This window comes from Ruegeria sp. CDSA236 (genome assembly GCF_059611285.1).
Map to the genome: position 1 here is coordinate 289,311 of NZ_JBXWPG010000002.1, position 18,912 is coordinate 308,222.

Below are 18,912 nucleotides of genomic sequence, written 5' to 3' on the forward strand. Positions count from 1 at the left end.
TATCAGGCGCGACGTTATGGGTTGCTGCGATGGGCTGCAAGCGGTGCAAGTAAGCTTGCTCAATAGGCGATAAGTATCTGTCGATGTCGAAGTGGCCTGACGACCAAAGACCCAAACTGACCAAGACATGTTGCCTATCGGAAATATCCGCCCTAATTGGGGCCTGTATACAACGGCGTACATACGAGGGAATGTGGCATGAGCAGCAGACAGATGCGGAGCGGACTCAAGGTCGACGGGATTCTGACCGAATTCATAGAAGGGCATGCTCTGTCTGGAACAGGCGTTGCGGCTGACACCTTCTGGAACGGGCTTGCGCAAATGGTTCACGAGTTGGGCCCAAAGAACCGTACACTTTTGGCAAAGCGGGCCGATATCCAGGGGCGCGTCGATGCCTGGCATCTGGAAAACAATGGCCAGCCGCATAATGCTGTCGCCTATCAGGATTTCCTGCGCGAGATCGGCTATTTGGTGGCTGAAGGCGGTGATTTTCAGATCGAAACCGACAATGTCGATCCCGAGATCGCGTTGATTCCCGGTCCTCAGCTGGTGGTTCCTATTACCAATGCGCGTTTTGCACTGAACGCTGCGAATGCGCGCTGGGGCAGCTTGTATGACGCGCTTTATGGCACCGACGCGATGGGCGACCTTCCCGTCGGTGGTGGTTATGACGATGCGCGCGGAGCACGTGTGATTGCTTGGGCCAAAGGGTTTCTGGACGATGCCGCTCCGCTGGCCAGCGGATCGTGGGCTGAAATGTCAGAACTGCGCGTTGAAAATGGGGTTCTGGTGCCCGCGCTGGCAGATGCAGCGCAGTTTGTGGGTTTTGGCGGTGCCGCTGAAAACCCGGACTTTGTTCTGCTGAAGAACAACGGTCTGCATGTCAAAGTCGTGATTGACGCTTCCAGCACCATTGGCGCCACCGACCCGGCCGGTATTGCTGACGTGCATCTTGAATCGGCGCTGTCGACGATCATGGACTGCGAAGATTCAGTCGCCTGTGTGGATGCCGAGGACAAGGTGGTTGCCTATGGCAACTGGCTGGGCCTGATGAAGGGTGATCTGACCGAAGAGGTCAGCAAAGGCGGCACGACTTTTACACGCAAACTGGCCGATGACCTGACTTTTACCGCGGCGGACGGTGGCGCTGGTGTTCTTAAGGGCCGGTCGCTGATGCTGGTCCGCAATGTGGGGCACCTGATGACCAACCCCGCCGTTCTGGATGCCGAAGGGCGCGAGATCGGCGAAGGTCTGATGGACGCGCTGTGTACCACTCTGATTGCGATGCACGACCTGCAGCGCGATGGCGGCAACTCGGTCACTGGTTCGGTCTACGTGGTAAAGCCTAAGATGCACGGACCTGAAGAGGTTGCCTTTGCCGTCGAAATTTTCGATATGGTTGAGGACATCCTCGGCCTGCCGCGGAATACCGTAAAGCTCGGTATTATGGATGAAGAGCGCCGCACCTCGGCGAACCTCAAGGAATGTATCCGCGCCGCCAAATCGCGCGTGGCCTTCATCAACACCGGCTTTCTGGACCGGACCGGGGATGAAATCCACACTTCGATGGAGGCAGGACCAATGCTGCCCAAGGGCGACATCAAGAACACGCCGTGGATTGCGTCTTATGAAGATCGCAATGTTGATATCGGTCTGGCATGTGGCTTGAAGGGCAAGGCACAGATTGGCAAAGGCATGTGGGCGATGCCCGACCGTATGGGAGACATGCTGGACGCCAAGATCGGTCACCCGAAATCGGGCGCAACTTGCGCCTGGGTGCCGTCGCCGACTGCCGCGACACTGCACGCAACACATTATCATAAGGTCAACGTCCTAGAGCGCCAGGACGAATTGGCTGCCGGTGGCGCACGTGGTACGCTGGATGATCTGCTGGCTTTGCCTTTGCTGGGCGGCCGAAACCTCAGCGATGATGAGATTGCGCGTGAGATCGAAAACAACGCGCAAGGCATCCTGGGCTATGTGGTTCGCTGGGTCGATCAAGGCGTTGGCTGTTCGAAAGTGCCGGACATCAATGATGTTGGCCTGATGGAAGACCGTGCTACCTGCCGGATTTCGTCTCAGGCCTTGGCCAACTGGCTGCATCATGGCACTGTCGATGAGGCGCAAGTCATGGCCGCGATGCGGAAAATGGCCGTAGTGGTCGATCGGCAGAATGATAGCGATCCGGCGTATCGCCCAATGGCTCCCGGTTTCGACGGCATCGCCTTCCAAGCGGCCTGTGATCTGGTTTTCAAAGGCCGTGTTCAGCCCTCGGGTTATACTGAACCTGTCTTGCACGCCCGCCGTCTGGAGATGAAAGCCAGCCTTTAACCCAACAGAAATGACTGGATCGAATATGGTAATTTCTTTGCGCAAAGCCCGTACCCTTATCCGCAAAGCCCTTGAAAAAGGGCGCGAGTTGGGGCTGAAACCCCTCTCGGTCATCGTTCTTGATGCTGGTGGCCACGTCATCGCGTTTGAGCGTGAAGACGGTGCTGCCCCTGGTCGTTTTGCGATTGCGCAGGGCAAGGCCTATGGCTCGGTCATGCTGGGGATGGCGGGCACAGCCCAGATGCAACGCGCCGAGGCGCAGGCCTATTTCATGGCCGCCGTAAACGGTGTTTATGGCGGTCAGGTCGTGCCGGTTCCGGGCGGTGTTCTGCTGCGTGACCGAAAAGGTGCCGTAATCGGCGCAGTCGGTGTGACCGGCGACACGTCGGATAACGACGCCATCGCTGCCATGGCCGGGATCGAAGCGGCCGGGCTGACTGGCGAAGTTTGACCTTTGGTGAACTCGGAGAGCCGGCAAAGGCTCTCCGATCTTTACGCGGCACAAGCGGCGCGCAAACCGAATAGGGCTTATTCGGCGGTTGTCCGATCAGGCCCCTTGTTGTGCAGGGGTGAACAGAGACTTGCGCTGACACACAGGCTATGTGCTATTGCGCGCCTGTGACCCTGTCGATACCTTTCCCGGAACGTGCGGAAAGAACTAGGAAAGAATAATGGCTCGACCTGTCGTCGGTATCATCGGCAATTCATATTTGATGAACGATCAATATCCGACTCATGCCGGCGGCACGATGAACTCGGACGCCGTGGCCAATGTCTCGGGTTGCTTGCCGATGCTGATCCCTGCCGACCCGCGGTATGTCTGTGTCGAGGAACTGCTTGAGGTCTGTGATGGTTTCCTGCTGACAGGAGGACGCCCCAATGTACATCCTGAGGAATATGGCGAACCCGCAACCGAAGCGCACGGTGATTTCGACCGGGCTCGCGATGCGATCACGTTACCCTTGGTGCGGGCCTGTGTCGAAAGAGGGCAGCCCTTTTTCGGCATCTGCCGCGGCTTTCAGGAGGTCAACGTGGCCATGGGCGGAACACTTTATCCAGAAATCCGGAATTTGCCGGGGCGAATGAACCACCGGATGCCACCCGACGGCACGTTGGAAGAAAAATTTGCCCTGCGCCATGTGGTCAACCTGACCGAGGGGGGCGTGTTTCATCGGTTGATGGGCGCTGCCGAGGTGATGACCAACACGCTGCACGGGCAGGGGATCAAAACTGTTGGACATCGCATTGTGATTGACGGCGCTGCACCAGACGGCACGCCCGAGGCGATTTATGTGCAGGACGCGCCCGGTTTCACCCTGTCGGTGCAATGGCACCCGGAATGGGACGCGGTCAATGACCCTGTCTCGCGGCCGCTTTTTGAGGCGTTTGGCGATGCGGCACGCGACTGGTCCGCAGGAGTGCGATCGGGATTGGTTAAACAAACCGCCTGAGTCCCTGCGCCGGCCCTGATTGAAGGGACCGGCGCTTTGCTATCAAACCAGCAGATTGAATTGATTGATCAATGGCAAGCTGCGGGCGCGCTTGCCGGTAAGGTCGAACAGGGCGTTGCCAAGCGCTGGCATCGACGGAGGCGTTCCCGGCTCGCCCACACCACCCAGATGGCGGTTGGTTTCCAGAATACGAACCTCGGTCACCGGGGCGTTATGCATTCGCAGCGCGTCATAGTCGGGGAAGTTAAATTGCTCGACCTCACCGTTGGCGAAGGTGATCTCACCCATCACGGCTGCTGACAGGCCATAGATCATGCCACCGAACATCTGCGCTTCGACCGTTCCCGGATCCAAAGCAAGACCCACATCGCAGGCAATCCACGCCTTTGCGATGCGAATGGTGCCGTCCTCATCGACCACCTCGATCACCTGCGCTACCGGGGTGCCAAAGCTGTAGGTCATTGCTACGCCACGACCAACACCGGCAGGCGTATCACCCGTCCAACCTGACATTTCCTTGACGGCTTGCAGGACAGCTGCCGAAGGCGCGTGCTCGGTTTGGGCCAGCTCAAGACGGAACTCCAGCGGGTCGCGACCGGCGGCCAGGGCCAGCTCGTCCATGAATGTCTCGTGGAAGAACCCGTTATGGCTATTGCCGACCGAACGCCAGAACCCGACAGGTACATCCAGATCGGCGATGTGGCCGCTGACGCGATAGTTGGGCACGGCATAGGGCTGGTTAAAAAGACCTTCGACCAGGACCTTGTCGGGGCCAGCGCCGGGCAGGCCCGATATGCGTTCTACGGCCTGTTGCGTGCAGGATTGCGATGCAACCTTCGCGTCGATCAGAACCGCCTTGCCGTCTTTGACCGCGCCACGCATCCGCGCCAGTGCACCGGGTCGGTAGAAGTCGTGGCGCATGTCCTCCTCGCGGCTCCAGGTGGTCTGGACCGGAGTATTGGGCATGGCTATGGCGACTTTGGTTGCGATTTCGATGAAATCCAGCTCTCCGCGACGACCAAATCCGCCCCCAAGATAGGTGGTGTGAATCTCGACCGCTTCTTTATCCAAATTCGCCGTGTTTGCAGCGCGGGTAAGAAGGAAGGTCGGCGCCTGGTTGCCACACCACAGCTCGAGCTTGGAACCAGTGAACAGCGCGGTGGCGTTCATGGGCTCCATCGTGGAATGCGCCAGATAGGGTACCTGATATTCAGCGGTAATTTCGGTGGCCCCTTCGGGCAAGGTTTCAACATCGCCATCGTCACGCATGGTCGAATTTGGCGAGTCGTCAAATGCCTCGGCAATTTTTGCGAAGATACCGTCAGTATCCGGCGGGTAGGGGGCGTCGGCCCAATCGACGTCTATTGCCTCAACCGCTTGGATGGCCAGCCAGGTGTTATTGGCGATAACGGCCACACCGTTGCCCAGATCGACCACCCTTTCCACGCCGGGCATGGATTCCGCAGTGCTGGCGTCAAAGCCGTTCATCGCACCGCCCAGTTTCGGGTTCATCCGAACCGAGGCGAATTTCAGACCCTCGGGGCGCACGTCAATGCCGAACTCAGCCGTGCCCGTGGATTTGCCAACCATGTCGACTCGTGGCAGTTTCTGTCCCAGCAAATGCCAATCTGAGGGATCGCGCAGCTCGACCTGCATGGGCTCGATCTGTCCGGCGGCCTCAGCCAGTTCAGTATAGGGAATGCGCGTCCCGTCCGGCGCGATCACGGCGCCGTTTTCGGTCTTCAACTGGTCACGCTCCAGGCCCAGACGATCAGCCGCTGCTTGTTTCAGCGTTTCCCGGGCTGTGGCCCCGGCTTCGCGCATGCGTTCGAACCCATCGCGCATCGAGGTCGAGCCGCCTGTGACCTGCAGACTGACAACCTTGCCCAGAACGCCCAACGACTGTGCCAGATTGTGCTGGAAATTCGAGATGTCATATCCCTTGTTCGGCAGGCTCTCACCCAAAATGGCCGAGTTGTAATAGGCGGCTGCCGCAGGCCCGTGAAGGACCCGGATATCGTCCAATTCGACGTCCAGTTCTTCGGCAATCAGGGCTGCCCAAGTGGTCATTACGCCCTGTCCCATCTCGGCACGTGGCGCGAACAGGGTTACGCCCTGCTGATCAATCAGGATGAACGGGCTAAGCGCGGTTTCCCCATCGCCAGGCTTCAGCGGGTTAGCTGCCGGGCGGCTGACATAATAGGCGCCAAACGCGACGCCGCCAACAATGGCGGCTGAGCCGATGAGAAACGTGCGGCGAAGAATTTTTCCTACGGAGGCCATCGCTTATGCCTCCTTCAGTCTGGAGGCTGCGTCATGGATCGCGGCACGGATACGGGGATAGGTCCCGCAGCGGCACAGATTGCCTTGCATCGCATCGTCTATGTCCTGATCCGTGGGGCTGGGGTTCTCGGCCAATAGCGCGGCGGCTTGCATGACCTGACCCGATTGGCAATAACCGCATTGCGCAACCTGATGGTCAACCCAGGCCTGCTGTATCTTGGCCATCGCGTCCGGGCTGCCCAGACCTTCGATTGTGGTGACGTCACCCCAGACATCGGACAAGGCAACCTGGCAAGAGCGCACGGCTTCTCCGTCTATATGAACGGTACAGGCGCCGCATGCCGCAACCCCGCAGCCAAACTTGGTGCCGGTCAGTCCGATCTCGTCGCGCAGAACCCATAAAAGGGGGACATCCTCGGGTAGATCGACCTCATATGACGTCCCATTTATCTTTAAGCTGGCCGTCATGGCTGCGTCTCCCTCTTGGCATTTAGTGACGTTCTGACATAAATGGGTGTGAGTGTCAGAGTGTCAACTGACAAATTGAGTGAAAAGTGTCAAAAGGTTCAGATGAGAGATTTCGTGCTAGACGCAAAGTGCCTTGCCATACTCGATTCGGCGCGTAAGGCATTCGCGGCTTACGGCTTTAAAAAGACGTCGATGGATGAAATCGCAAAGGGCGTGGGGATCTCGCGCCCGGCATTGTATCTGTATTTCGACAACAAAGAGGCAATCCTGCGCAGACTCACCGAGTTGCACTATGAGGAGAAGATCGAAGCCGTTGCGAAAGCCCTGCAGGCAGACGGCTCGGTTTCGCAGATCATCGGCCAGGCAATCCACGTGCAGACCGATGGTATGGCTCAGATCATGTCCTCTCCACACGGGATGGAACTGTTAGATGCAGGAAAGTCGCTGGCCTCGGATATCATCACGCAGGGCGAGGCCCGGCTGCAATCTTTATATACCGGGTGGCTACAGAAAGAAGCGTCGAATGATCGTGCCCGTTTGTTTGATGGCGCAAGAGAAACTGCGGAGACCATTGCCTCTGCGCTGCGGGGAAACAAAATCAGCGCGACGGATTTTCAAGAATTCGACCGGATGAACTCGAACCTTGCCGCCATGATTGGTGCAGCGTTGGAAATCAGGTAACCCGCTGTCTGACTTTGAATTCCGGTGCGTCCCATAACCGGTTGGTCATGATGTCGGCCAGAATGTCCACCGCGCCGTTTACATCTTGCTCATCGATATAGAGCGGGGTGAACCCAAAGCGCATGATGTCCGGGGCGCGGAAATCACCGATCACGCCGCGCGCGATCAAGGCCTGCATTGCGGCATAGCCATCGGCGAAACGGAATGAAACCTGACTGCCACGCTGCGCAGGGTCGCGGGGGCTGGCCAGTTTCAGGTCAGGGCAGTTGGCCTCGACGCCCGAAATAAACAGCTCGGTCAGTTCGATTGACTTGGCGCGTACGTCCTTGATGTTGGCCATGTCCCAGATGTCCATCGCCGCAGACAGCGCGGTCATCTGGATGATCGGAGGTGTGCCGACACGCATCCGCTCGATACCCTGTCCGGGGCGGTAATCCAGATCGAACGTGAACGGGGCTTCATGGCCCAGCCACCCGGATAATGCAGGGCGCACGCGATCCGCATGGCGGGGCGCCACATAGATGAACGCCGGCGCGCCAGGGCCTCCGTTCAGATACTTATAGCTGCAGCCAACGGCAAAATCCGCATTGCAGCTGGACAGATCAACCGGGATCGCCCCTGCGGAATGGGCCAAATCCCAAACGGTTATTGTGCCGTTCGCATGGGCCTGTTCCGTCAGCGCCTTCATGTCATGGATCCGGCCAGACCGGTAATCGACCTCGGTCAGCATCAGAACCGCGACGTCTTTGGTGATGTTTTCGGCAACATCCTCGGGTGCGACCACCCGTAATTCGTATTCCGATCCGAGTGAACGCAGCAGACCGTCGACCATATAAAGGTCCGAAGGGAAATTGCCGTTATCAGACAGCACAACCTTGCGGTCGGGGCAAAGCTCCAGCGCCGAGGCAACAGCCTGATAGACCTTGATCGACAGGGTATCGCCGGTCACGATGGTACCCGGTTCCGCCCCGATCAACCGTCCGATACGGTCGCCAAGCCCGGTCGGAAGCCCCATCCACCCGGCCTTGTTCCAACCGGTGATCAGCATTTGACCCCATTCGTGTGTCATCATTCCACTCACCCGTTCGGCGGCAGCACGTGGCAATGGGCCAAGCGAGTTGCCGTCCAGATAAATGGTTCCATTCGGCAGATCGAACATGGCTTTGGTTGCAGCGAAATCAGTCATGGAGGTCCTGTGCAGAATTCTGACAAATGTCTGACTAAAGGGCTATCTGATCAGTTCTGCCGTGTCTACGCGTTCGGCCGAAAATGCACAGATGCGACCAACTGTGGTTTTGCTTTCGTGGATGCAAAGCGGTACATACCCCGACAAATGCGACATCCATACCGCAGGATCAAAGGAACAAGCATGAAGCGCAAACTCGACATTCCGCCCGCTTGGTTGGCGGCCTTTGCCGTTCTCGCCTGGCTGCAGGCGACCTATGCGTCCTTCGGTCTGTCGCTGGCCAGCGGGTTTACCGACCTGCTCAGCGGCCTTCTGATCGGGGGCGGCGTCGTTCTTGTCGTGCTGGCGATTGCCGAGTTTCGTCGGCATCGAACGACCGTACTGCCGCATGAAACTCCATCGAGTCTGGTTCAAACAGGTATCTTCAAGCGCAGCCGCAATCCGATCTACGTTGGTGATGTACTTATTCTGGCCGGCTTGATTCTGCGTTTCGACGCGGTGCTGTCCTTGGTGTTGATGCCTGTTTTTGTCTGGATTTTGGAACGCAGGTTTATTGTGCCGGAAGAAAACCGTATGCGCCGTGCCTTTCGCACGGATTTCGCCAGATATGAAAGGCAAACCCGCCGCTGGATCTGAGGTGGACGGGATTTTACACGACGTAACAATGCTGCGCTTGCGAAATAATCTTGCGCAGTTAAAACTGGTTCTTCAGATAGAATGCCAACTATCCTTGCGAACTGACCGAAAATTAGGGGGACGCGCCGTTGAAGATTGGAACGCCAAAGGAAACATTTGACGGTGAGAACCGGGTCGCGATGACTCCGGATTCAGCCCGTCAACTGCAAAAGCTCGGGTATGAGTGCCTGATCGAGAAAGGGGCCGGCGCTGCGGCCGGGTTCTCGGACTCCACATATAAAGAGGCGGGTGTCGAGGTTATCGGAACCGCGGCGGCGCTGTGGAAAGCCGCCGACATCGTCGCCAAGGTACGTCAGCCAAATGAAACCGAGCTGAAGCGTCTTGCCAAGGGCAAGACATTGATCTCGTTCTTCAACCCCGCAGGGAATGAAAAGGGCATGGAGGCCGCCAAGTCCAAGGGCGCCAACGTGATCGCCATGGAAATGGTGCCGCGTATCAGTCGTGCCCAGAAGATGGACGCTCTGTCGTCGATGGCCAACATAGCGGGCTACCGCGCGGTGATCGAAGCGGGTAACAACTTTGGCCGGTTCTTCACCGGTCAGGTGACGGCTGCTGGTAAAGTACCGCCTGCCAAGGTTCTGATCGTAGGTGCCGGCGTGGCCGGTCTGGCCGCCATTGGCACCTCGACCTCTCTGGGTGCGATCACCTATGCGTTCGACGTACGCCCCGAAGTGGCGGAGCAGGTTGAATCCATGGGCGCCGAATTCGTCTATCTGGACTTCGAAGAAGACCAGCAGGACGGCGCGGCAACCGGCGGTTACGCGAGTGTTCAGTCCGATGAATTCCGCGAGGCACAGCTGGCCAAGTTCCGCGAGCTTGCTCCGGAAATGGACATCGTGATCACCACCGCGTTGATCCCCAACCGCGAAGCGCCCGAGCTTTGGACCAAGGACATGGTCCAAGCGATGAAACCGGGTTCGGTGATCGTGGACCTTGCGGCGGAAAAAGGCGGCAACTGCAAGCTGACCGTTGCTGACGAGAAGATCGTGACCGATAATGGCGTGACCATCATCGGCTATACCGATTTCCCAAGCCGGATGGCGGCACAGTCTTCGTCGCTTTACGCAACCAACATCCGTCACATGATGACAGACCTGACGCCTGAAAAGGACGGTCAGATCAACCATGACATGGAAGACGACGTGATCCGCGGCGCAACCGTGACGCATGCAGGTGAAATCACCTTCCCGCCACCGCCGCCGAAAGTTCAGGCGATTGCCGCTCAGAAAAAGCCTGAGGTCAGGGAGCTGACCCCGGAGGAGAAAAAGGCGCAGGAAGTTGCGGCCTTCAAGGCGCAAACCAAACAGCAGTTCACCTTGCTGGGTATCGGCGGTGCGCTAATGCTGTTGATCGGTCTGATTGCTCCGGCCAGCTTCATGCAGCACTTCATCGTCTTTGTGCTGGCGATCTTCGTGGGATTCCAGGTGATCTGGGGCGTCGCGCACAGCCTGCACACGCCTCTGATGGCGATTACCAACGCGATCTCGTCGATCATCATCGTTGGCGCAGTGATGCAGATCGGATCCGGGTCGTTCCTGGTTATTCTGCTGGCGGCTCTGTCCGTATTCATGGCCGGGATCAACATCTTCGGTGGCTTCCTCGTAACTCGGCGCATGCTTGCCATGTTCCAGAAATCTTAAGGAGGCCGGGCACATGGATTATGGCTTCACCACTGCCGCCTACGTTGTTGCGGCTGTTCTGTTCATCCTCTCGCTTGGCGGCCTTTCGAACCAGGAAAGCGCCAAGCGCGCTGTCTGGTATGGCATCGTCGGTATGGCGCTGGCGGTTTTCGCTACGCTGGTCGGCCCCGGTTCGGGCTTGTGGCTGCTGTCACTGCTGCTGATCATAGGTGGTGGTCTGATCGGTCAATATGTGGCGCAGCGCGTCCAGATGACCGAGATGCCACAGCTTGTGGCTGCGATGCATTCGCTGGTTGGTTTGGCGGCTGTGTTCGTGGGTTTCAACGCGCATTTTGAAATCAAGAATGTCGCCGAAGTTTTTGCGGTTGTTGATGCCGCCAAAGACGTCGACCTGTCCGACCTGGGCGCGTTTGCCAAGCTGATCGCCAAGAAGACAGCGGCAGAGCTGGCAATCCTGCACGTGGAACTGTTCCTGGGCATCTTCATCGGCGCGATCACCTTTACCGGTTCGGTCGTGGCTTATGGCAAGCTGGCTGGCAAGGTCACATCGACGGCAACCAAACTGCCCGGTGGTCACGCGCTGAATGCGTCTGCGGCGGGGCTCTCGCTGATCTGTCTGGTCTGGTACACGTCCACGGGCGGATTCCTGCCCCTGTTCCTGATGACGCTGGCCGCCTTGTTTATTGGTTATCACCTGATCATGGGCATCGGCGGTGCCGACATGCCGGTGGTTGTGTCGATGCTGAACAGCTATTCAGGCTGGGCGGCTGCGGCCATCGGCTTTTCGCTGGGCAACGACCTGCTGATCGTGGTCGGTGCGTTGGTGGGCTCGTCCGGTGCGATCCTCTCCTACATCATGTGTAAGGCGATGAACCGGCACTTTGTCAGTGTGATCTTGGGTGGCTTTGGTGGTCCGCAAGGTGAGCAGATGGCTGTCGAAGGCGAGCAGATTGCAATTGAGGCCGACGGTGTTGCCGCAGCCCTGAATGACGCCGACAGCGTGGTGATCATTCCGGGCTATGGCATGGCCGTGGCGCAGGCACAGCAATCGGTGTCCGAACTGGTTCGCAAGCTGCGGGCGCAGGGCAAGAATGTGCGCTTTGCGATCCACCCGGTTGCCGGTCGTTTGCCGGGCCACATGAACGTTCTGCTGGCCGAGGCCAAGGTGCCGTATGACATCGTTCTGGAAATGGACGAGATCAACGAGGACTTCCCGGAAACGGATGTTGCCATCGTCATAGGTTCGAACGACATCGTGAACCCTGCAGCACAGGAAGACCCCAACAGCCCGATCGCCGGTATGCCGGTTCTGGAATGCTGGAAGGCCAAGCAGGTGTTCGTGTCCAAACGTGGTCAGGGTACGGGGTATTCGGGTATCGAAAACCCGCTGTTCTTCAAAGAGAACACCCGCATGTTCTATGGCGACGCGAAACAGTCGCTGGACAAGCTGCTGCCAATGATCGATTGATCTAAAGCCTTAACCAAAATGCAAAGGGCGCCTTCGGGCGCCCTTTTCTTGTTTGTCATGTTGGGGGCTTTGCCTCCAAGCCCCCAAGATTTTTTTGGCCAGATGAGGCGGGCGGAATGTGGTATCCTTGGGCTATTATAGAGAGACTAGGAGGTGCCCCATGGAAAAGGTCAACGGCATAGGTGGCATGTTTTTTCGCGCCAGAGATCCGGAAGCGTTGCGGGATTGGTACGAGACCCATCTTGGCGTTCATCATTACGATCCCGTCCCCTGGAAGCAGCGCGAAGGCTATACGGTCTTTGCCCCGTTTGCGCAGGACACCGATTATTTTGGCCGCGCCGAGCAGCAGTGGATGATCAATTTTCGGGTTGATGATCTGTCTGCCATGACGACCCAGTTGCAAGCCGCAGGCATTGCCGTCGAGACCAATCCGGAATGGGATAGCGAGGTTGGAAAGTTCGCACGTATTCACGACCCTGAGGGCAACCCAATCGAACTGTGGCAGCCAAATCAATGACATAAGGGGTTTGTATACCGTAGTATCCATGTAAGCTATTGAAATAAAAAGATAATTGATGTATTTTTGAACTGTCGTATAGTGCGCCGGACAACGCCGGAGCATTCAATGACGCCGATCGACGATCATCCATTGCGCTATTCGCTGGCCAACGAGTTGCATGCGCGCCCGTTTCCCGTGGCCTCGACGCCATGCACCGTTGCGTTTTTGGCCATCAAGAAACCCGTGGCGGCGGTAGCGCGGGACCGGAGCGAAGACATTGCCCATCTGGTCAATCTTTTGGATCGACACGGTGCGCAGCACCCGCAGCCGGACGCGACGCATTACGCGGGTCAGATCGGGCGTCACTGGCTCAAGTGGGAGCAGCACACGGAATTTGTGACCTATACGGCGATCACCCGGAATGTCAGTGACCGGGCCTTCAACCCCGCTGATTTTGAGGCTTTCCCACCTGATTGGCTGATGGCCAGCCCGGGCCAGAGGATAACCTCGGCCATGGTTCGGGTGACTGAAAGACCAGATGATGAGGCGGTAAAAGCCGCGCTGGCCGAATGGTTCGAACCCGAAAGCCTTGCGGTTGCGCGCGTGCTGGATGATGCTGCGATTTGTGCCAGTGACTTTCGGATTGATCCGGCTGGGCATATGCGCTTCGCGCTCTTCGTGACCAAGGGAACAGGACAGCGCCGAACCGGGCGCATCATCCAGCGCCTGTGCGAGATCGAAACCTACAAAGCCATGTCCATGTTGGGCTTTGCTCGAATCAAGCAACTGATGCCGAAAATCGGAGAGCTGGATGGAAAGCTGACCCGGCTTATGGGGCAGATGACAGATAACTCGGCGCATCCTGACGAACTACTGCCGGATCTGCTGTCAACATCCATCGAATTGGAAACACTTTCTGCCCGATGCGCATTTCGCTTTGGGGCTACCGGGGCCTATGAGGCCATCGTGAACCAACGGATCGAGGTATTGCGCGAGGAAAGGTTCGAGGGCCGTCAGTCCTTTGCTGATTTCATGATGCGCAGGTATGAGCCCGCAATTCGGACAGTGAAAGCCACGGAAAGTCGGCTGCAGACCTTGTCCGACCGGGCGATCCGGGGGGGTGAGTTGCTGCGGACCCGGGTAGATGTGGAACGCAGCGCCCAGAATCAGGCCTTGCTGGAAAGTATGGACCGCCGTGCTGATCTGGCCCTGAGGTTGCAGCACACAGTCGAGGGGCTTTCCGTGGTGGCGATTAGCTATTATGCGGTCTCACTGGCCAGCTATCTGTTGTACCCGTTGACCGCCACCGGGATCAGCAAGGGGATGCTGACCGCGGCGGCAACCTTGCCGGTTGTCCTGTGTGTCTGGCTGGGTATCAGGCATATACGAAAGCGGTTGGCCTAATCCGCGTTTGCTAAACCTTCCCTAGGCTGTAGAACTGACAGGTGCGGGCGCGGAGCAAAGGAAAATACGTGATCGGAATTATGGCCGCTTGGCGGGCCGTGGCGGCCATGTTCATTTTGAACGGCGCTTTGTTCGGGATCTGGGCCTCGCGTATTCCCGCAGTCAGGGATCACCTGGACCTGTCGCACGAAGCGCTTGGCTACGGCTTGCTGTTCATGGCGGCTGGGGCTGTGTGTTCGTTCCCGGTTACCGGACGTCTGACAGATCGGTTCGGGGCTGTGGTGATCACACGGATCATCGCCATTCTTTATACCGCATCCCTTATCTTGCTGGCCTTTGCCGGAAGCTTTTGGGCGCTGGCGTTTTTCCTGTTCGTATTCGGGGCCTTCCACGGCTCGATGGATGTGGCGATGAACGCCTGGGCCGCCGAGGTTGAGCGCGCCTATGACAGGCCCGTCATGTCGTCGTTCCACGCCATGTGGAGCTTGGGGGCGGGTTTGGGCGCGTTGAGCGGATTTGGCGCGGTGCAAGCGGACCTGACGGTGATGCAGCACTTTTTGCTGGCCGGTGGCCTCGTGGTTGGGCTGACATTGGCCCTGTCCCGGGTGCAGTGGAATTCGCGCTGTGTTGCGCCCTCGGGCGGGGCGGTTTTTGCCCTCCCGTCGGGTGGGTTGATACTTGTCGGGTTCTTTGCCCTGTGCGGGGCGTTGGGTGAAGGGGCCGTCGCAGATTGGAGCGCGATCTTCCTGCGGGATGTGACCGGTGCGCCCGAAAGTGTCGCGGCGCTGGGATTTGCGGTGTTTTCGGTCACGATGGTCGCCTTCCGTCTTGCAGGCGGCGTCGTGATCGCGCGGTTCGGACCAACCGCAACGGCCCGTTTCGGAGGGGTATGCGCCGCCTTGGGGGTGCTGGCTGTGGTCTCGGCCGATGGCCCCGGGATTGCTCTGGTTGGGTTTGGACTGATGGGGCTTGGATATGCAGTGATCATGCCGGTTGCGTTCAGCAGGGCGGCAAATGATCCGCATGTCCCGCCTGGTCAAGCCATCGCCAGCGTGGCCACATTAGGGTATGGCGGGTTGTTGATTGGCCCGCCCCTTATTGGGTTTCTGGCAGAGATGCTTACATTGCGTCTTGCATTCATGGCCTTGCTGCCGCTGGCTGTTTTCATTGTACTGTTATCCGGCGCGTTGCGCCCCGGTGACAGCGACGAACGATGATTTTGGGAGATACACATGCCGATCAAAAACCGGTTCGCAGAACTGCAGAGTGAAATCACGGAATGGCGGCGTGATATCCACCAAAATCCAGAGATCCTGTTTGAAACCCATCGCACCAGTGCGCTGGTGGCGGAAAAGCTGAAAGAGTTCGGCTGCGATGAGGTGGTCACCGGAATTGGCCGAACGGGCGTGGTGGGTGTGATCAAGGGCAAGGCGGACACGGGCGGCAAGGTTATCGGTTTGCGTGCCGATATGGATGCGCTGCCGATCCGTGAGGCGACCGGATTGGACTATGCCTCGAATACCGATGGGGCGATGCACGCCTGCGGCCATGATGGTCATACTGCGATGTTGTTGGGGGCGGCGAAATACCTTTCGGAAACGCGGAATTTTGACGGGACAGTGGTGGTCATTTTCCAACCTGCCGAAGAAGGCGGCGGCGGTGGTCGTGAGATGTGTGAAGACGGGATGATGGATCGCTGGGGCATTCAGGAAGTATACGGAATGCATAACTGGCCCGGCCGTCCGGTGGGCAGTTTCGCCATCCGTCCTGGCGCGTTTTTCGCAGCTACTGATCAGTTCGACATCGTTTTCGAAGGCAAAGGCGGCCACGCAGCCAAGCCGCATGAAACCGTGGATACAACTGTGATGGCGGCGCAGGCGGTTCTGGCGCTCCAGACCATCGCGGCGCGAAACGCTGACCCGGTGGATCAGGTGGTTGTTTCGGTGACCTCGTTCGAAACCTCTTCAACCGCATTCAACGTGATCCCTCAGACTGTAAAGCTGCGCGGTACGGTCCGTACAATGAGCCGGGACATGCGAGATATGGCCGAAATGCGCGTGACCGAGATCTGCACCGGAGTGGCCGCCACATTCGGAGGGGCGGTTGAGGTGACCTATTACCGGGGATATCCGGTAATGGTGAACAGCGATGATCAAACCGATTTCGCAGCCCAGGTGGCGCGGTCTGTCTCGGGCGATTGTGACCAGGCTCCGCTGATCATGGGCGGCGAGGATTTCGCCTTTATGCTCGAAGAACGCCCCGGCGCTTATATTCTGGTGGGCAATGGGGACACCGCTGCAGTGCATCACCCTGAATACAACTTCAATGATGAGGCCATCCCTGCAGGATGCAGTTGGTGGGCCGAAATCGTTGAACAAAGGATGCCAGCGGCGTGATCCCAAGGGGCAGGCAGATGCTCTGCCCCTAAACGCCGGTGGTCTTCAGATTTAGCCGGTCGCACAGGGTCTCGACAATGGAATCGAGCGCGGATTTCTGCGTGTTGACGCAGGATTTTGCAGCATCGCGCGCGGTGTCCAATGCGCCCTTATCGCTGAGCCAGGTCGTGACCGCGTCCGCCAGGGCCTGCGCCGAGTTCACCTCAATCGCGCCACCGGCCTCGATGAGCGGCGCAAAGGTTTCGGCAAAGTTGAAGTATCCGGGTCCGGTTATAACCGCTGCCCCGGCCTGAGCGGGTTCGAACGGGTTATGGCCGCCGATCTCATGCAGTGAGCCGCCCAGAAAGACGATCGGGCAAAGCGCGTACCACGTGCCAGTCTCGCCCAGTGTGTCGGCAACATAGACCTGTGTTTCGGTGTCGATACGCCCTTCGGATGTTCGGAATACCGCAGTTTGACCAGCCTGTTTCAACAGCGCAGCCACATCCTGCCTGCGTTCGGGGTGGCGCGGGATCAACAGCAGCAGAAGGTTGGGCCAGCGCTCCAACAATTTCGCATGGGCGGCCAGAACAATCTCTTCTTCTCCAGCATGGGTCGAGCTGGCGATCCACACAGGACGCCCTGCAATCTGGGTCTGAATATCTTCCAACACAAAATTATCGACCGGAAGCGGATCGGACATCGCTTTGAGGTTGGTTCCCGGTTGCACGCGGTCCGCCACAGCCCCCATGTCCACCAGATTAGCGGCGGTTTTGCCATTCTGGGTCAGGAACAGGCTGAAATTGTCCAAAATGAATCGTGCGGTTTGCGGCCGTTTTTTCCAACCTTCGACGGATTTCTCTGACAGGCGGGCATTCAACAGGGCCAGAGGGATTCCCCGTCCAGCCGCGTCAACGATCAGGCGTGGCCAGATTTCGCTTTCGACAAATACTCCGGCTTCGGGGCGCCAGTGATCCAGAAATCGCCGGACCGGCCCTGCGGTGTCCAGCGGCGGATACTGGTGTCGCGTACGGGGTGGCATCCGTTTTTCGATCAGCGCCGCCGAAGTTGGGGTGCCCGAGGTCACCAGGAACTGGGCATCCGGCAGGCGTTCACCCAGCCGTTTGATCAGGCTGATGACCGACAGGGTTTCCCCCACACTTGCAGCGTGGAACCAGATCAATCGGCCCTTGGGGCGTGGTAGGCTGGCATGGCCGAGCCTTTCATGCTGACGAATTGTCGGGACATCTGCCGCCAGGAGTTTCTTGCGCACGGTGCGCCAAGCCAAAGGTGCAGCAACGGCGGTCAGGCTGCAATACAAACGGTAAAGCAGCGTCGGCTGGCCAGAGGGGGCGGTCATGTCAGCCGCCCGTATGGCTCATGTGGCGGCTCATCTTGCCGTCGACCGCCTGGCGGGAATAGTCGAAGTCGTGACCTTTGGGCTTAAGATTTATCGCCGCGCGGACGGCCTGTTCCAGCGGCACCTCGGTATCGAGATGATCTCGCAGGGGGGCACGCAGATCGGCCATGTCCTCTTGCCCCAGACACATATACAGCTCACCCGTACAGGTCAGGCGGACGCGATTGCAGCTTTCGCAGAAATTATGCGACAGCGGTGTGATAAAGCCGATCTTCTGGCCCGTTTCTTCAAGCCGCGCATATCGCGCGGGTCCACCAGTGCGTTCTGCCAGATCGGACACGGTATAGTGGCTTTCGTATTCCTTGCGGACATCCTTGAGCGACCAGTACTGATCCAGACGGTTCTCGTTCCCGATATCGCCCATCGGCATCACCTCGATCCAGGTCAGATCCATGTCGCGCTCAGCGCACCATTGGGTGATTGTTGGAAGTTCGGCCTCGTTGAACCCCTTCAGGGCCACAGCGTTGATCTTGACCCGCAGGCCAGCCTTTTGGGCAGTATCAATTCCGTTCAGAACCTGTTTCAACCGGCCCCAACGGGTGATCTGGCTGAATTTCTCATCATCCAACGTGTCCAGCGACACATTCACCCGGCGTACGCCCGCCGCATAGAGATCGTCAGCAAAGCGGTGCAGTTGCGAGCCATTGGTTGTCAGCGTCAGCTCTTTCAACGCGCCGCTGTCCAGATGCCGGGTCATGGCATGGAAGAATGACATGATGTTTCGGCGGACCAGCGGCTCGCCCCCGGTGATGCGCAGCTTTTCCACGCCCATCTTCACGAAGGTCGTGCACATACGGTCCAGCTCTTCCAGCGTCAGCAGGTCCTTTTTCGGCAGGAACTTCATGTCTTCGGACATGCAGTAAACACAGCGAAAATCACAGCGATCCGTAACGGAGACGCGGAGATAGGTGATGGCACGTGCGAACGGGTCGATAAGCGGAGCTGTCATGCGTCATACGTAAAGCGGCGACTGGCCTGCGACAAGCCTGAACTGTGCTTTGTGCTGGCAC

Annotated in this window: 16 protein-coding genes; 11 read left to right on the forward strand and 5 right to left on the reverse strand. The window is 58.3% G+C overall.

The genetic code is table 11. The annotated features are described in order from the left end of the window. Positions 1–198 precede the first annotated feature (198 nt). From AC2FLB_RS05425 to AC2FLB_RS05435, 3 genes are all read left to right on the forward strand, one after another. The gene (locus tag AC2FLB_RS05425; RefSeq protein WP_496708791.1) at positions 199–2,331 is read left to right on the forward strand and encodes a malate synthase G; all 2,133 of its coding nucleotides are present in this window, start codon (positions 199–201) and stop codon (positions 2,329–2,331) included. A 25-nt stretch (positions 2,332–2,356) separates the two neighbouring features. Then, the gene (locus tag AC2FLB_RS05430; protein ID WP_271950308.1) at positions 2,357–2,782 is read left to right on the forward strand and encodes a GlcG/HbpS family heme-binding protein; all 426 of its coding nucleotides are present in this window, start codon (positions 2,357–2,359) and stop codon (positions 2,780–2,782) included. A gap of 220 nt (positions 2,783–3,002) precedes the next feature. Beyond that, positions 3,003–3,782 (forward strand): gamma-glutamyl-gamma-aminobutyrate hydrolase family protein, encoded by a 780-nt coding sequence (locus AC2FLB_RS05435; RefSeq protein WP_496690873.1) that lies wholly within the window; start codon positions 3,003–3,005, stop codon positions 3,780–3,782. Between the two features lie 42 nt (positions 3,783–3,824). Here the strand turns inward: AC2FLB_RS05435 and AC2FLB_RS05440 are convergent, their stop codons facing one another. Both AC2FLB_RS05440 and AC2FLB_RS05445 read right to left on the reverse strand, forming a co-directional pair. Further along, positions 3,825–6,065 carry a xanthine dehydrogenase family protein molybdopterin-binding subunit gene (locus tag AC2FLB_RS05440; protein WP_496708792.1) on the reverse strand — a complete coding sequence of 747 codons (2,241 nt, stop codon included), beginning with the start codon at positions 6,063–6,065 and terminating at the stop codon, positions 3,825–3,827. 3 nt (positions 6,066–6,068) lie between these two features. Next, positions 6,069–6,533, reverse strand: a complete 465-nt coding sequence (locus AC2FLB_RS05445; RefSeq protein WP_496690871.1) for a (2Fe-2S)-binding protein — start codon at positions 6,531–6,533, stop codon at positions 6,069–6,071. Positions 6,534–6,647: 114 nt separating this feature from the next. Between AC2FLB_RS05445 and AC2FLB_RS05450 the strand changes: the two genes are divergently transcribed. Beyond that, positions 6,648–7,214: a TetR/AcrR family transcriptional regulator gene (locus AC2FLB_RS05450; protein WP_246097152.1), complete on the forward strand. Its 567-nt coding sequence runs from the start codon at positions 6,648–6,650 to the stop codon at positions 7,212–7,214. Here the strand turns inward: AC2FLB_RS05450 and kynU are convergent. Beyond that, on the reverse strand, positions 7,207–8,400 hold the full coding sequence (kynU, locus tag AC2FLB_RS05455) for a kynureninase (RefSeq protein ID WP_496708793.1): 1,194 nt from the start codon (positions 8,398–8,400) through the stop codon (positions 7,207–7,209). The two genes, AC2FLB_RS05450 and kynU, sit on opposite strands and share 8 nt — an antisense overlap. Before the next feature lie 183 nt (positions 8,401–8,583). Here kynU and AC2FLB_RS05460 point away from each other — a divergent pair, with 183 nt between their 5' ends. From AC2FLB_RS05460 to AC2FLB_RS05490, 7 genes are all read left to right on the forward strand, one after another. After that, positions 8,584–9,036, forward strand: a complete 453-nt coding sequence (locus AC2FLB_RS05460; RefSeq protein ID WP_496708794.1) for a methyltransferase family protein — start codon at positions 8,584–8,586, stop codon at positions 9,034–9,036. Between the two features lie 128 nt (positions 9,037–9,164). Beyond that, a complete protein-coding gene (locus AC2FLB_RS05465; protein ID WP_496708795.1) occupies positions 9,165–10,736 on the forward strand; it encodes a Re/Si-specific NAD(P)(+) transhydrogenase subunit alpha in 1,572 nt (523 codons plus the stop codon). A 13-nt stretch (positions 10,737–10,749) separates the two neighbouring features. Next, the gene (locus AC2FLB_RS05470) at positions 10,750–12,204 is read left to right on the forward strand and encodes an NAD(P)(+) transhydrogenase (Re/Si-specific) subunit beta (protein WP_496690868.1); all 1,455 of its coding nucleotides are present in this window, start codon (positions 10,750–10,752) and stop codon (positions 12,202–12,204) included. Positions 12,205–12,364: 160 nt separating this feature from the next. Then, positions 12,365–12,721 (forward strand): VOC family protein, encoded by a 357-nt coding sequence (locus AC2FLB_RS05475; protein WP_496689734.1) that lies wholly within the window; start codon positions 12,365–12,367, stop codon positions 12,719–12,721. Between the two features lie 108 nt (positions 12,722–12,829). Then, on the forward strand, positions 12,830–14,107 hold the full coding sequence (locus tag AC2FLB_RS05480; protein WP_142634941.1) for a DUF3422 family protein: 1,278 nt from the start codon (positions 12,830–12,832) through the stop codon (positions 14,105–14,107). A gap of 68 nt (positions 14,108–14,175) precedes the next feature. Then, positions 14,176–15,324, forward strand: a complete 1,149-nt coding sequence (locus AC2FLB_RS05485) for an MFS transporter (protein ID WP_496708796.1) — start codon at positions 14,176–14,178, stop codon at positions 15,322–15,324. Between the two features lie 15 nt (positions 15,325–15,339). Continuing rightward, positions 15,340–16,503, forward strand: a complete 1,164-nt coding sequence (locus tag AC2FLB_RS05490) for a M20 aminoacylase family protein (protein WP_496708797.1) — start codon at positions 15,340–15,342, stop codon at positions 16,501–16,503. Positions 16,504–16,531: 28 nt separating this feature from the next. Here AC2FLB_RS05490 and AC2FLB_RS05495 read toward each other — a convergent pair whose 3' ends face one another. Beyond that, complete coding sequence (locus AC2FLB_RS05495) at positions 16,532–17,842, reverse strand: 3-deoxy-D-manno-octulosonic acid transferase (RefSeq protein ID WP_496708798.1); 1,311 nt, start codon at positions 17,840–17,842, stop codon at positions 16,532–16,534. Between the two features lies 1 nt (position 17,843). Then, positions 17,844–18,851, reverse strand: a complete 1,008-nt coding sequence (gene moaA, locus AC2FLB_RS05500) for a GTP 3',8-cyclase MoaA (RefSeq protein ID WP_496690864.1) — start codon at positions 18,849–18,851, stop codon at positions 17,844–17,846. Between the last annotated feature and the right edge of the window lie 61 nt (positions 18,852–18,912).

Bases quoted from the DNA above. Each gene is read 5' to 3' on its own strand.
- AC2FLB_RS05435 (WP_496690873.1), top strand. From the start codon at position 3,003: ATGGCTCGACCTGTCGTCGGTATCATCGGCAATTCATATTTGATGAAC.
- AC2FLB_RS05440 (WP_496708792.1), bottom strand. From the start codon at position 6,065: ATGGCCTCCGTAGGAAAAATTCTTCGCCGCACGTTTCTCATCGGCTCA.
- AC2FLB_RS05425 (WP_496708791.1), top strand. From the start codon at position 199: ATGAGCAGCAGACAGATGCGGAGCGGACTCAAGGTCGACGGGATTCTG.
- AC2FLB_RS05495 (WP_496708798.1), bottom strand. From the start codon at position 17,842: ATGACCGCCCCCTCTGGCCAGCCGACGCTGCTTTACCGTTTGTATTGC.
- kynU (WP_496708793.1), bottom strand. From the start codon at position 8,400: ATGACTGATTTCGCTGCAACCAAAGCCATGTTCGATCTGCCGAATGGA.
- AC2FLB_RS05475 (WP_496689734.1), top strand. From the start codon at position 12,365: ATGGAAAAGGTCAACGGCATAGGTGGCATGTTTTTTCGCGCCAGAGAT.
- AC2FLB_RS05480 (WP_142634941.1), top strand. From the start codon at position 12,830: ATGACGCCGATCGACGATCATCCATTGCGCTATTCGCTGGCCAACGAG.
- AC2FLB_RS05445 (WP_496690871.1), bottom strand. From the start codon at position 6,533: ATGACGGCCAGCTTAAAGATAAATGGGACGTCATATGAGGTCGATCTA.
- AC2FLB_RS05470 (WP_496690868.1), top strand. From the start codon at position 10,750: ATGGATTATGGCTTCACCACTGCCGCCTACGTTGTTGCGGCTGTTCTG.
- AC2FLB_RS05490 (WP_496708797.1), top strand. From the start codon at position 15,340: ATGCCGATCAAAAACCGGTTCGCAGAACTGCAGAGTGAAATCACGGAA.
- AC2FLB_RS05460 (WP_496708794.1), top strand. From the start codon at position 8,584: ATGAAGCGCAAACTCGACATTCCGCCCGCTTGGTTGGCGGCCTTTGCC.
- AC2FLB_RS05430 (WP_271950308.1), top strand. From the start codon at position 2,357: ATGGTAATTTCTTTGCGCAAAGCCCGTACCCTTATCCGCAAAGCCCTT.
- moaA (WP_496690864.1), bottom strand. From the start codon at position 18,851: ATGACAGCTCCGCTTATCGACCCGTTCGCACGTGCCATCACCTATCTC.